The following is a 13,783-nucleotide window of genomic DNA, read 5'->3' as shown; positions in this document are numbered from 1 at the left end:
AAAGTCTCCCAAGTAGATTTACTAGTAGGTGAAAATTTAAGTCTAGATTTCAGGCCAACCTGCCAGCACAAAAATGGGCATCAGATAAGTAATGACAGCATAAAGAATGCTATTCTTATCAGACCTGTTAACCATAGTTTAATATTTCACTCTGACCAGCGCACCCAATATGCCTCATATAGAATTGCTGATGAACTGAAGAAACTTTCAGTAATACAGAGCATGAGTCGTAAAGGCAACTACTGGGGTAACGCTATAGCAGATAATTTTAGCAAAACACTTAATACAGAGATGGTCAAACATGCTGTTTTTATAAGTATCCAACAGGCTAAGACAGCATTATTTGATTTTATCGAAATCTGATATAACAGAAAAAAGAAAACATCCCTATTTAAACAATACAAAATATGAAGAATGTGTTCAAATATTTGTCCGTTTTTTTATTGCAAGTCCACAATGCCTATACTATAATATTACAACTAGCTCCATTATCAATATAGAAAACATAACATCTTGATCGAACAGATGAGTTTTACCACCCCAGAACAAGTATCGTAGCAGATATAACTTTTGAGGAAAACAAGGATACAATACATATCCCATGAAAGAACTGTTTAAGGAAGCTATTGAATGTTATAACTACAAAAGGTCACATCTCTTTCGTATCAGATATATACACCTTTTCAAATGCACAAACAAAACCGGATAACCATTAAACCCAATAAAAATAAAACAGCAGTAAGGCGATACTTACTGCTGTTTTATTTACTTAAAAACTTATATCATTCATTTTTTACAGGTTGATCTGTAAGAACTATACAAACCCGCATAGTTTTCTACATGTAACGTATCTACTGCGGCGTTAGTACGGTAGTCGCAACATCTCCAAAAGAGTTCTCCCAGCTATATGTTATGACACCTGTACCTGCATCATAGGATGAGCCTGTATCACTTACTGTAGCATCAAATGCATCCGTAAATGTAACTAAAGACAGCCCCTGAGCTTGAGTACAGAAATTAATCGTTGCAGGTGTTTTAAAAGTATATCCATAACATGAACCATACCATTCTATATACACACCTGAAAAAGCATCATCAATAGTATAGTTACCACTTCCTGCAGCCGAAAGCGTAACAGTTCCGACAAAACCAGCAAGCGGGTTATTCGCAGGGCATCCGTCAGTTGAGGTTCCTGAACTAACGGCATCATACGTACCTGAAATATCGGGTGCTGAACAACCAATAATAGTTATTTGAAGTTTTTCCTCGGACGCATGATAATCCTCATCAATAACGGTTATAACAACATCGACAACTCCCCTCTCATTTGCAGGAGCATCATACACCACCGGCATTGAGACAAGAGTACCCGCAATTAGAGAGTCTAATTTATCATTAGAGTAGGTTAATTCACCTAATTCTGCTCCTGTATCATCAATCAATTCCAATGTAATTGTATCAATTCCACACGTTGTAATTGAGTTAATTTCTAGATCAAAATCCACTGAGCCGTTTAAGGTAGTATTAACATCACTAACATTAGTTATGCTAAAATCTGGAGCAGTACAAACATAGTTAATATCCACTGTACTACTCCCCTTAGACTCTCTTTTCTGAAGCTTATCAATTACACTCACAGAAATCGTAGCCGTACCTACCTCCTTTTCAGGAGCATAAAGCATACCCGTAATAATACCGCTTTCGTTTCCTTCAGCAGCCACTATATCTTCTTCAGAAAGAGTGATAGTTCCCAAACTCGAAAAAGCTAGTACTTGCCCTATTCCAGCCGGAGCACTTGTAATATTGATAGTAACTTTAGTTGAATCATTATGATCAAGTGCCGCGTCATTAGTAGATACTGAAAATGTTGGGGCATCAAAAGCATACTTAGCTACTAAGCCAAAAGTCTCATCAAACCTCTTACTGGCATCCTTACCTTTACTATCAGTTTGACTATCCCATACTGAAACTGTCACCTCGAATCCCCCCACTACAGTATAAGGAACTGTATATTTTACTTCTACCGTTCCCTTAGTCTGACCTAGGAGACCTGCCACATTGCTAGTAAAAATAGGCGCATCATCAGGACCTGCAACACTTACAGAATCGATACCCGCAGGAGCATCAGAAACCACTAATGTAAAACTAACCTCATCCCCACCAGAAACAGTATCAGCACTTTGGGTACCCGTCAGTTCTGGAGCATCTAATAATCTAGGTGGGTTTGCATCTTCAAAATCGTCCACACAGGAAATTACCAGAATGGCAAACACACCTATCAACAAATAATTATATAATTTTTTCATATCTTATCTAATTTGGAAAGAAAATTCTTTCGTTAAAATTACTTCTTAACCAATTTGAATGTCAAAGGTTCTGGCCCAGGAATCCCACAGGCTGAAGATAAATTTTCATTAATCTCTATGAGTAACTCACTGTCATCATTTGGATCAAAAGTAGAAGTCCCAAGCCCTTCCCATCCAAAAGTTATTCCACCTCCACAGCCAATACCTGTAAACGTAGTAGGGACAACTGTATTTCCACATAGCAATGTGAAATTAAAAGTTACTTCAAAATCATAAGTTGCTCCGGAATAATATTTAAAATTGAAAGTTCTAAATATTGGACCGGTTGAAGTAACGGTTACGTCACCTGGAGAGAATATATAATCATCTTGATTAAATGGATCCGCTTGACCAGAAACTGGCACCAGCTCGTACGTTCCAGTAAATGGAGCAACTACGGGACAACCTACCAATGCAGAAAAGGAGGTAGTAAAACTTGTTGTAGCAGACGCATTCAAGACATTGGGTGTCACATTTAGATAATCTGTATCATCATAAGTAAAAACTGTATCTGGATACACTCTACCTTTGATATCGGTAATATAGTTAAAGAAGAGAAACTGATCTCCACCACTTAAAGAATCTAGTGTAAGGCCTAAATTTGATACCAATTCGGACGCCGTAATCTCTTCACCGATAATCTGTCCGTCACCAAAACTCGCCGGAGTATAAGATCTAATTTCTCGTTTAGTATAAGTAGAGTCCTCTTCACTATCATAATATTGGTATTGAAGAGAAACGCTAGTTATATTGTCCAACGATTCAGAATAGACATTATAGCGAATTTTTGCAGTAGTCAAATCATCAAAATTAAATAAGGTTAATGCAGGGTCAGGAAATGTAAACCTTACATTCACTCCCTCTTCAAAATCCGGTATACGTTGAGCATCTTCGTCTTCACAGCCAAAAAAGACTGTAACGAATAGCAATCCTAATATTATTTTATATAATTTATTCATCTCTTTGATTTTAATTATCCCAGAAAACTTTATCTAACGCAATAATCCTTTGTGAAGGGGCATTGGGGTTTAATGCCAAATTATCTGTATCATACGGGAAAGAAACAGGAAAATCTCGTGTTTGCACTGTAACAGATAAAGCGTCAGTATTACCATTGTGTAACCTAGGAAAACCTGTTCTCCTGTAATCAGCATAAGACACTAACGAATTACCATAACTAGCAATCCACTTTTGAGTCATTATAACCTCCATTCCGTCTCCTGCATCATATGCAGCCAATACCGCCACTCTGTAAGCATCCCTATCAGCATTCGAAATTGCAGGAGCTCCTGCAATTGCAGCATACTCATTTACTTTTGCAAATGAAGCATCAATTGCCATACCAAGCAGAGTTCTAGCATCTTGATCTACCGTACTTACACCAGCTTCAGCCAATTCAGCCCTTATAAAAAGAACCTCATAATAATTAAGCAATCGGTGAGGAATTGTTGGATTTCCACTTACCTGACCTTCTAATAAAGTTGAGGCATTAGAAGCTATTCCCCCCTCTCCATCGTCATATCTACCTCCTAACGGGTATAACCCAGCAACCGTCTGGCTTCTACCTTGATCAAAACCTTCATTAGGATCAATATTAAAGGAGTATGAGTAAATAGATAGAAACGAAGTTCCTGCATCCGAAGGGCAGTACGCACAAGGGTTTTCAGCATCCCCATCCGTTGAGCTAGAAGGTAATTGGTTAAAGAAATAATAAGGTATTCTAGGGTCCTGTATGCCAAAATCTATCCCTCCGTGTCCAAAACTATCTTGACCTCGCATTATTTCAAAGAAATAAGGGTCGATATAGAAGAAAGCTCCTCCTGCCGACCACTCTTGCACATAACCAGGGTTTCTATTTTCGGGAGCAAATGAAGAACCATAATCCAACTCCAAATCATTGCTTCCATCATTAGCCAGAAAACCGTCAGCTGTAATCAAGCTATTCACATCAGCGGTCACATTCTGAACCAACCTGATATTATTATAGAGCTTCAACTTTAGACTATTAGCTACCTGAATCCAATCGGTAGAGAACAAATCACCATTAGGAGATCCTCCTTTGTTAACGTTTGCAATACCTTCATCTATCATTGGAAATAATGACGCGTAAACGGAAGCACCATCATCATAAGCAGGTGCAATATTTTCAGAACCTAGATTAGCCTCTGAAAAAGGTATATCTCCCCAAACATCAACCATAGTTGACAAAATATAAGCTTTCAATATCTGAGCAACTCCAACATTTGCCCATTTTTCCTCTACAGTCCCTTGCTCGATAACAATATTCAAATCAGTCAATGCTCCTGCATATAAACTTGTCCATGAAACTACAATAGGAAAATCTCCTCCGGTCAAACCATAATCATTTATCGCTCCTCTTTGGACAAAATGATGCATAACAGTTCCGGCATGACCGCTAAGGCCATCCGTACCATTCCCAAAGCATTCCGCCATGTTCACTTGAGCAGAAGAAAGCAACTGACTAACGGGGACACTTGTCGGGTTATTTGGATCCTCATTAATATCCAAAAAATCTTTTTCACATCCCATCAACAACAATGCTGAAAGAAACACTGTCATTAATCCATATATATATCTATGTTTTTTCATTAGAATTTTCTTTAAAAGGTTACGCTTAACTTAACTCCGTATCTCCTAGTCGAGGGTTGGGCTGTAAACTCAAAGCCTTGAGCATTAGAAGCTCCGAATGTGCTAACTTCAGGATCAAAATTTGAGGCTTCGGGGAAATTAGGTGCATTAAACCAAAGGTTTCTACCTGTAAAACCTATTGATGCAGAACCAAAAGGCGTTTTATTTAACAAAGCTTTAGGAAACTGATAAGATAAGGTTACTTCTCTTAACCTAATAACAGTAGCATCCCACACTGAAAATTCTTCCAAACCATTAATCGCAAAAGTATTGCCGAAATATAGTGAGTTAACCTCTATCATAGTTTGGTTAGGGATTTTATTCCCCCCCTCGTCTCGCAATGGTTCCCCTGTTTGTGGGTTTCCATATACACCAGGAATAATTTTGTTAACCTCCCTATCCTCAGTATCAGCAGTTACACCTCTTCCTAGCATAGATAGATTTGTCACTGAATACAAATCCCCTCCTTGCCTCCAATCAATTACTGCAGATAATGTAATTCCCTTCCATCTAAATGTATTGGTAAGTCCCACAATGAAATCGGGGTTTGGGTTACCAATTATTCCGGGAGTTAAATCCGTTATCAACTGGCCGTTTGTAGGATCAATCAACAAATTACCTTCATCGTCGCGAGCAGCCCTTGACCCCCTCAACAAACCATACTCCTGACCAACTATATGAACAGCCTGAATAGAACCTGTAAATGTATTTCTCAGAACAACTTCATCCGTACCTTCTGTTAACTCCTCAACAACATTTCTATTATGAGTAAATGTACCATATAAATTCCAAGTGAAGCCATTATCTAAAGAAACCGGGGTTAGGTCTAAGCCTAATTCAATACCTCTATTACTCACTTTACCAATGTTAGTATAGAATGAGGTAAAGCCAGTTTCTGAAGGAATTGCCAGAGGAACAATTTGATCCACGCTATTGCGCTCATACACAGAAACATCAATACCAACCTTATTCTTAAATAATTGCGTATTAAGCCCCACTTCGACTTCTTGTGTATTCTCTGGTTTTAAGCCTGGATCCCTTGCTATATTTGAAAGAGTTGCGCCTGCTGTTCCTACAAAAGGCATAGCTGTTGCTCCCGTAGCATTAATACCATTAGCATTAGTTAAATAAACCGGCACTATTTGGTACGGATTAGTATCCGATCCCACTTCAGCGTATGATGCCCTTATTTTAGCAAAACTCAAAATATTTGAATTGATATCAAGTGCATCTGTTATAAGAAAGGATAAACTTGCCGCTGGGTAGAAAAAACTCCTATTATCCTTAGGCAAAGTAGAACTCCAATCATTACGCCCTGTTAAGTTCAAAAACACATAATCTTTGTAGCCAAAAGTCACATCACCAAAAACACCATATAACCTTCTTTTTTCAAAATCTCCTCCTGAAGGAACTACTGCATTAGTATTATCAATATCATCTATATCAAACGCAACATAACCAGTACCTGTGAATGCCTGTGCATCTGTCACTCGCTGATTAACATTGTGGCCAACTAAACCTCTAAAACTAATATCCTCATTGATATCTTTTGTAACGGAAACAATAAAATTAGACTCCACTTCCTGAAATCTAACATCATAATCCAAGATCTGCCCTGAACCACCTGCACCCCTTGAACCTGCTCTAAAATATTCACTTTGTCTTTGGGTGTAACCGTTAAGACCAATTTTATATGAGACATTAAGCCAATCTTTAATGTCATAACCAATATTAAATGCAGCACCAAAGTTATCTGTATTTGAATCAATACCTGCATTTTTTACAGACCATAACGGGTTATCCGCCTGAGAAGTAGCCACGAAAAATTGACTTGAATTATTCAATGGATTTTGGTAAGGCTGACCATGTAAATCCCAGTTACGCCCTAGATAAAGTGTTCTTGCAAAAGCAGAACCATTACCTATAGCGTTATTGGCACCACCCTGAAATGAATGTTGAACAGAATTAGTATATCTCAAATTAGCACCAATATTAAAACCATTATCTAGTTGTGCTTGCCCACCAATACTAACACTTGTTCTGTCAAAACTGGCTTCTGGAACAATACCATCATGATTTGTTCGTGATAATACAGCCGTTAGAGCTGCTTTTTCATTACCAGCAGAAACACTCACTGAGTTTTCAAAAAGACTTCCTGTTTGAAAGAAATCCTTAACGTTATCAGGGTAAGCACGATAAGGAACATTTGTCCCCCAAAACTCTTCAAAACCGATAACACCATTATACCAATGTGAAATACTATCCAAGGTTGCATATGATTTTGCTCCAATGAAAGGTGCTCCCCAAGAACCATTTACCTGACTATAGGCAAAGTTTGTTCCTGTACCATATGTATTTTGATAGTCAGGTAAATTCGCTACTTTTTCTATGGCGTAAGAAGTGCTATAAGAAATTTCAAGCCCCTTCTTAGAAGCTTTTGCAGACCCTGACTTTGTAGTAATGACAACCACACCATTAGCAGCCCTTGTTCCATATAAAGCTGCTGCTGCTGCACCCTTCAACACGTTCATAGATTCAATGTTGTTAGGGTCTAAGTCTTGAATACGGCTACCATAAGCACCACCCCCAGTAAGTTGATTCGAACTAGCATTAGTATTATTATTCATTGGTATACCATCAACAACAAATAACGGCTGATTATTACCTAAAAGAGATGAATTACCACGAATTGTAATCCTGGTAGCACTACCAGGAGCTCCACTAGAACCTGAAATGTTCACACCTGCAACTTTACCTTGCAAAGCTCTTAAAGGATCTGGTTCAGAAACTTGTTGAACAGATTCACCTTTTACATTCTCAACACCATACCCCAGTGCCTTAGCTTGCCTCTCTATTCCTACGGCAGTAACCACAACTTCAGATAGTTGTGTAACATCCTGAGACATTTGCACATCGATTATGGAACGGGTACCAATCGCTATTTCCTCTGTAGCCAATCCAATGAAAGAGAATACTAAAGTTCCCTCCCCAGACGGCACCGAAAGTTTATAGTTACCGTCGATATCGGTGACGGTACCCGTAGTCGTACCTTTCAGCACAACGTTAACTCCGGGTAGTGCCGTGCCATCGTCAATGGACGTAACCTTACCGGATACGGTACGTTCTTGAGCCCACGATTCACTAAATGCGAATGTAAGCATCAACATGAAACCAAGTAGTAAAAACTTCTTCATATTGTTTTGTTTAGGTTAAAATTTTAAAATATATCACATCCAAACATAATATAAAATTTGGTTAGGGTAAAATTTTTTATCAATATTTTGCTGCAATTTAGAGTATTAACGACAGATTGTTTTGAAGCAAATAGAATACATACCCCAAAACGGGGGATATTACTTAATAACCTGAAACTCAATTCTTCTATTCATCTGTCGGTGAAGGTCTGAATCATTAGAAAATGCAGGCGCCGATTGACCGTAGCCTTTATAGCTAAGACGGGATTTACTAACACCCCTTTCAATCAAAAACTCATAGACCGATTTGGCTCTTTTCAGTGACAGGTCAAGGTTATATTCAACACTTCCTGTATTATCTGTATGGCCTCCGATTTCAACATGGGTATCAGTGTTGGCTTTTAAAAAACTTATGAGTTTATTTAATTCAGTTCTGGATTTATCCTTTAATGCGTAACTATCCACATCAAAAAAGATATTGTTTAAGACAGCCTTTGCCCCCTCAGATATTGGATTCAAATAAATATTTAGCACAACAGGTTTTAAATCCTCATTCATTTCATACCCAAATGACAAGCTTTCAAATAAATAGCCCGATTTATTCACATATAATGCATAATCAGAACCCTCCGTCAAAACCATAAGGTACTCTCCGGTAACGGAATCTGAATAAACAAAACCTTCCCTGGATTCATTTTTAAGATCATAAAGCTCAATCCCGGCTTTAATAGGCTGCTTTGTCTTTGCGTCAAAAACATGCCCTGACACGTATGATGTTCTGTATTTAACTTTTGCATTCCCAGGTACTGTAAACTCATACAGTTTACCTTTTTGACTAGAGTCATCGGTTACTTCATGGGAGTAATACCCCTTTTCACCATCTGAAGTTATAAACAGAGAAACCTGATCTGCGCTTGTATTAATAGGGTAGCCTATATTTTTGGGTTCAGACCAATTAGTACCTTTCCTTTCCGTATAAAATATATCAAAACCACCAAAACCTGTCAACCCATTTGAAGCAAAATATAACGTCACATTATTAGGATGAATAAAAGGTGACACTTCATCATTTGGAGTGTTTATAGAACTCCCTAAATTAGTAGGACTAGACCACTGGTCTTTTTCATCCAAATACGACACCCAAATATCTCTACCGCCTATACCTCCTCCCCTATTGGAAATGAAATATAATATGCGCCCATCTGAAGATAAAGACGGTTGCGACTCCCACGCTGACGAATTCACCTTACCCCCTAAGTTAACAGGTGTAGACCATTCATCACCTGTCTTCTTACTGATATACAAATCACAACTACCATATCCCCTTCTACCATAACATGATGTGAAAATTAATACTCTTCCATCAGCAGATAATGTACAGGTTCCTTCGTTCCACTCTGAATTAATATTATCCGATAAAGACTCTGGAGGCCCCCACTGCCCCTCTGAATTCCTTCTACTTATCACTAGGTCTTCATCATGATTCATAGTAGTTCCTAAACGACGAGTAAAAATAATGGCCTTTTGATCAACAGTAACAATAGGAAAATATTGCATAGGAAAAGCATTGACCGTATCACTTAGTGGTCTCGGGTTAAACTCTGAAGCAAACTCTATATTATCAAGTGCAAATTGAGCATTTTTTTTTATCTTATTCGCGTCTGCGAGTCTTCGGCTATTCCTCGGTCCGGTACTTAAGTATCTATCGATATACTCTATAGCCTTTTGATAATCTGCCTTTAATAGATATAAATCACCTAACTCAAATGCTTGCCCAGCCCCTGACTTACCACTAAGTTCATCCGCGTTCAGCAATAACCGCTCTGCGCTATCTAATTCCCCCTTGGCCTTAAAGATAATCCCTAATCTAAAATAGGCTTCATGAAATTTGTCATCTTTATTAATAGCCTGTTCAAGCAACTGGATTGCCATTGTGTACTGTCCACGTACCCGATAGTTATCTGCTTGGTAGTAATATTCGGCTGCTTTTTTTGACCTGGTGCTTAGTTTGTTTTGTGCAACAGTTAAAAGTGGAACTATAGACAGGAGTACAATGATAATTATTCTCATAACAGCTTTAACGTTCCTTAAACATATGAATCTGTAACGAGAAAAGCCAATAAGAAATTCTAACTTATGCTGAATGTGCAGCTCCGTTTCTTGTAGCTTTTAAGGTGTTTAGCAGCAATGAAGCTATGGTCATAGGCCCTACGCCCCCTGGTACCGGCGTAATGTAACTTGCTTTTGGTGCAACTTGACCAAACTCCACATCTCCCTTTAAATAGTAGCCTCGCTCATTTTCATCAGTTTCAATTCGAGTAATACCTACATCTACTACCACTACTCCTTCTTTTACCATATCACCTTTAATAAGGCCCGGTTTCCCCGTAGCAACAATTAGAATATCCGCCTGACGCGTAAACTCTTCCAGCTTTTGTGTATGAATATGACAAACTGTAACCGTGGCATATTCATGGTAGGACATTATAATGCTCATAGGCGCACCTACAGTCCTACTATTCCCAACCATTACACAGTGCCGCCCTTTAATATCTATATTGTACCTTTTTAAAAGCTCAAGTATACCATATGGTGTAGCTGGCATTAACCCAGGGTTATTCGAAGTAATCCGTCCATAATTAAGGTTTGTAAAACCGTCAACATCCTTCTCAGGACGGATGCATTCTGTTACTTTTGCGGAGGAAACATGAGCAGGAAGCGGTAATTGAACGATTAACCCATCTATATCGTCATCATTATTGATTCTCTCAATTTCTGAAATTAACTTGGCCTCGCTAATAGTTGCAGGAAAATTCAATAAGGTATATTCAAAACCAACTCTTGTACAGGCCTTGATCTTATTATTAACATATGTCTGGCTAGCCCCATCGTCGCCCACAAGTATGGCAGCAAGGTGTGGTGTTTTGCCTCCTACAGAAACTATGGATTTAACCTCTGATGCTATTTCATCCTTAATTTCATTGGCTATCTTTTTCCCATCTAGTATAATGTAAGAATCTGCCATGACTATCAATCAAGTTTAAGTACTGCCATAAACGCCTCTTGAGGTATTTCAACATTACCTACCTGACGCATACGTTTTTTGCCTTTTTTCTGCTTTTCTAAAAGTTTTCTCTTACGAGTTATGTCACCTCCATAACATTTAGCTAGTACGTTCTTACGCATAGCTTTTACTGTTTCCCTGGCTATAATTTTAGTACCAATTGAAGCTTGAACAGCAATTTCAAACATTTGACGCGGTATTAGTTCCTTAAGTTTTTCACATAACCGCTTACCCCATTCGTACGCTTTATCCCTATGAACAATAGCCGACAAAGCATCAACCTTCTCACCATTCAGCACAATATCAAGCTTAACCATTGTCGATTGCCTGAAACCAATAAGTTCATAATCCAGGGAAGCATATCCCTTAGAAAGGGTTTTGAGCTTGTCAAAGAAATCAAATACGATCTCAGAAAGTGGTAATTCAAATGTAAGTTCCACTCGTTCGGCAGTAAGGTATACCTGATTTTTAATAATTCCCCTTTTATCCATACACAGACCAATAATATTACCTATAAACTCTGCCTTTGTTATAATCTGAGCACGAATATAAGGTTCCTCTATATGCGAGATGGTATTAGGTTCTGGCATCTCCGAAGGTGCATTTATTTTCCTAATAGAACCATCTGTTTTCACTGCATTGAACTGTACCGACGGAACCGTGGTGATTACCGTCATATCAAACTCACGCTCCAGGCGTTCCTGAACAATCTCCATATGAAGCATCCCTAAAAAACCACACCTGAAACCAAATCCCAAGGCAGCGGATGTCTCCGGTTCCCACACCAGTGAGGCATCATTTAACTGAAGCTTCTCCATAGCAGCTCTCAACTCTTCAAACTCGCTGGTATCTACAGGATAAATACCTGCAAAAACCATAGGTTTAACGTTCTCAAACCCCTTAACCGCCTCACATGGATTATCTACATGGGTAATGGTATCTCCCACTTTAACTTCTTTAGCTACTTTGATACCGGAAATAATATAACCTACATTTCCTGCACTAATACTCTGCTTCGGTTGCTGTTTTAATTTCAACACTCCGATTTCATCAGCTTCATATGTTTTGCCGGTATGTACGAATTTAACTTTATCGCCCTTATTAATAGTGCCGTCAAAAACCCTGAAATAAACTTCGATGCCACGAAACGGATTAAATACCGAATCAAAGATCATAGCCTTTAGGGGCTTATTAATATCTCCTTCCGGAGCTGGGATTCTCTTGACTACTGCCTCTAATATCTCACTTATACCAACACCTTCCTTGGCACTTGCTCTGATGACATCTGCGGGATCGCATCCGATCAGATTCACAATTTCATCAGTAACCTCTTCTGGCATTGCACTAGGAAGGTCAATTTTATTAAGTACTGGTATAATCTCAAGGTCATGCTCAAGAGCAAGGTATAAGTTAGAAATGGTCTGTGCTTCGATACCTTGGGCTGCATCAACAATCAGTAAAGCTCCCTCACAAGCAGCAATGGACCGTGACACCTCATAAGAGAAATCCACGTGTCCCGGGGTATCTATAAGATTAAGTACATAGTCTTTTCCTTCAAAATGATAATCCATCTGTATGGCATGACTTTTAATAGTAATACCACGTTCACGCTCCAGATCCATGTTATCCAACAATTGGTCTTGCATATCACGGTCAGCTACCGTACCAGTGGACTGAAGTAACCTGTCAGCCAAAGTACTCTTACCGTGATCTATATGAGCTATAATGCAAAAATTCCTTATATTATCCATCTATTTATCCTCTCCTAAAAGATTCTTCACTTAGTGCTTTAATCTCAATCTCACACTCCAATCCAAGGTTATTTTAAAAATATTGAACTGGCAATCAGGCTTATACTTTTAATGAATTGCTCAAAAGGAAACAGCTCATTATATTACGCATAGAGATTTTAGCACCTGATTTTAAAGTGCAAAAGTAGATAATTATTACTACTTAATTAACATTGCAGAATACTAATTATTTATCCCCTACTATCCATGAATATTGCAGAAAATAAAAAAAGAAACAACATATCCGAATACATTATTCATATGTACCAAACAGAGGATTTGATCAGGGTCTATGACTTTGATATGGAGCAGATAAAAAAATATGTAATAAAGCATATACCAACTGAAGATGGCAACAAAGAGGAAATAAGCAAATGGTATGAGGATATAATGGAAAAAATGAAAATTGAGGGGATAGAAGAAAAGGGACACTTAGATGAGGTCCAAAATTATGTTGCACAATTATCCAAGATAATGAATGATCTTAAAAAATCAGATGAGAGTTTCAAAAAGATATATTCTGCTGCAAAACCTCACATTGATGAAAGCATAAGCTTTTCCAATGGGATCATTAAAGAAGAAGTTCAAGCCTGCTTAAATGGTATCTACGGGCTTTTATTAGCTAGGCTAAACGGTCGCCAGGTACCAGAAGAGGTTATGGTTGGCATCAATACCTTCGGGGATGTACTTTCATATCTAACCTATAAATACAAGCAAAAGAATTTCCTCAACGACAATTAA

Annotated in this window: 8 protein-coding genes; 1 reads left to right on the top strand and 7 read right to left on the bottom strand. The window is 38.3% G+C overall.

The features are described 5' to 3' along the window. Window positions 1–851: 851 nt before the first annotated feature. From JMN32_RS16260 to lepA, 7 genes are all read right to left on the bottom strand, one after another. A complete protein-coding gene (locus tag JMN32_RS16260; protein WP_202857409.1) occupies window positions 852–2,306 on the bottom strand; it encodes a hypothetical protein in 1,455 nt (484 codons plus the stop codon). Window positions 2,307–2,344: 38 nt separating this feature from the next. Then, window positions 2,345–3,274, bottom strand: coding sequence for a hypothetical protein (locus tag JMN32_RS16255; RefSeq protein ID WP_202857408.1), 930 nt, complete (start codon window positions 3,272–3,274; stop codon window positions 2,345–2,347). 40 nt (window positions 3,275–3,314) lie between these two features. Next, a complete protein-coding gene (locus tag JMN32_RS16250; protein ID WP_202857407.1) occupies window positions 3,315–4,955 on the bottom strand; it encodes a SusD/RagB family nutrient-binding outer membrane lipoprotein in 1,641 nt (546 codons plus the stop codon). 11 nt (window positions 4,956–4,966) lie between these two features. Beyond that, window positions 4,967–8,188, bottom strand: coding sequence for a SusC/RagA family TonB-linked outer membrane protein (locus JMN32_RS16245; RefSeq protein ID WP_202857406.1), 3,222 nt, complete (start codon window positions 8,186–8,188; stop codon window positions 4,967–4,969). 159 nt (window positions 8,189–8,347) lie between these two features. Beyond that, complete coding sequence (locus JMN32_RS16240) at window positions 8,348–10,258, bottom strand: OmpA family protein (protein ID WP_202857405.1); 1,911 nt, start codon at window positions 10,256–10,258, stop codon at window positions 8,348–8,350. Between the two features lie 64 nt (window positions 10,259–10,322). Then, window positions 10,323–11,213, bottom strand: a complete 891-nt coding sequence (locus JMN32_RS16235) for a bifunctional 5,10-methylenetetrahydrofolate dehydrogenase/5,10-methenyltetrahydrofolate cyclohydrolase (protein ID WP_202857404.1) — start codon at window positions 11,211–11,213, stop codon at window positions 10,323–10,325. Between the two features lie 5 nt (window positions 11,214–11,218). Continuing rightward, window positions 11,219–13,003 (bottom strand): translation elongation factor 4, encoded by a 1,785-nt coding sequence (gene lepA, locus JMN32_RS16230; RefSeq protein ID WP_202857403.1) that lies wholly within the window; start codon window positions 13,001–13,003, stop codon window positions 11,219–11,221. 246 nt (window positions 13,004–13,249) lie between these two features. On the opposite strand from lepA, the gene JMN32_RS16225 reads away from it, so the two are divergent. Beyond that, the gene (locus tag JMN32_RS16225; RefSeq protein WP_202857402.1) at window positions 13,250–13,783 is read left to right on the top strand and encodes a DUF4924 family protein; all 534 of its coding nucleotides are present in this window, start codon (window positions 13,250–13,252) and stop codon (window positions 13,781–13,783) included.

The sequence above is a fragment of the Fulvivirga marina genome (genome assembly GCF_016775155.1).
In the GTDB taxonomy this organism is placed as follows: domain Bacteria; phylum Bacteroidota; class Bacteroidia; order Cytophagales; family Cyclobacteriaceae; genus Fulvivirga; species Fulvivirga marina.
The sequence above is the reverse complement of the archived record's forward strand: the minus strand, read 5'-3'. Positions and strand labels throughout refer to the sequence as shown.

What these genes read in the sequence shown, in the direction of transcription:
- JMN32_RS16240 (WP_202857405.1), bottom strand. Translation starts at nt 10,258, where the DNA reads ATGAGAATAATTATCATTGTACTCCTGTCTATAGTTCCACTTTTAACT.
- JMN32_RS16250 (WP_202857407.1), bottom strand. Translation starts at nt 4,955, where the DNA reads ATGAAAAAACATAGATATATATATGGATTAATGACAGTGTTTCTTTCA.
- JMN32_RS16225 (WP_202857402.1), top strand. Translation starts at nt 13,250, where the DNA reads ATGAATATTGCAGAAAATAAAAAAAGAAACAACATATCCGAATACATT.
- JMN32_RS16245 (WP_202857406.1), bottom strand. Translation starts at nt 8,188, where the DNA reads ATGAAGAAGTTTTTACTACTTGGTTTCATGTTGATGCTTACATTCGCA.
- JMN32_RS16235 (WP_202857404.1), bottom strand. Translation starts at nt 11,213, where the DNA reads ATGGCAGATTCTTACATTATACTAGATGGGAAAAAGATAGCCAATGAA.
- JMN32_RS16260 (WP_202857409.1), bottom strand. Translation starts at nt 2,306, where the DNA reads ATGAAAAAATTATATAATTATTTGTTGATAGGTGTGTTTGCCATTCTG.
- lepA (WP_202857403.1), bottom strand. Translation starts at nt 13,003, where the DNA reads ATGGATAATATAAGGAATTTTTGCATTATAGCTCATATAGATCACGGT.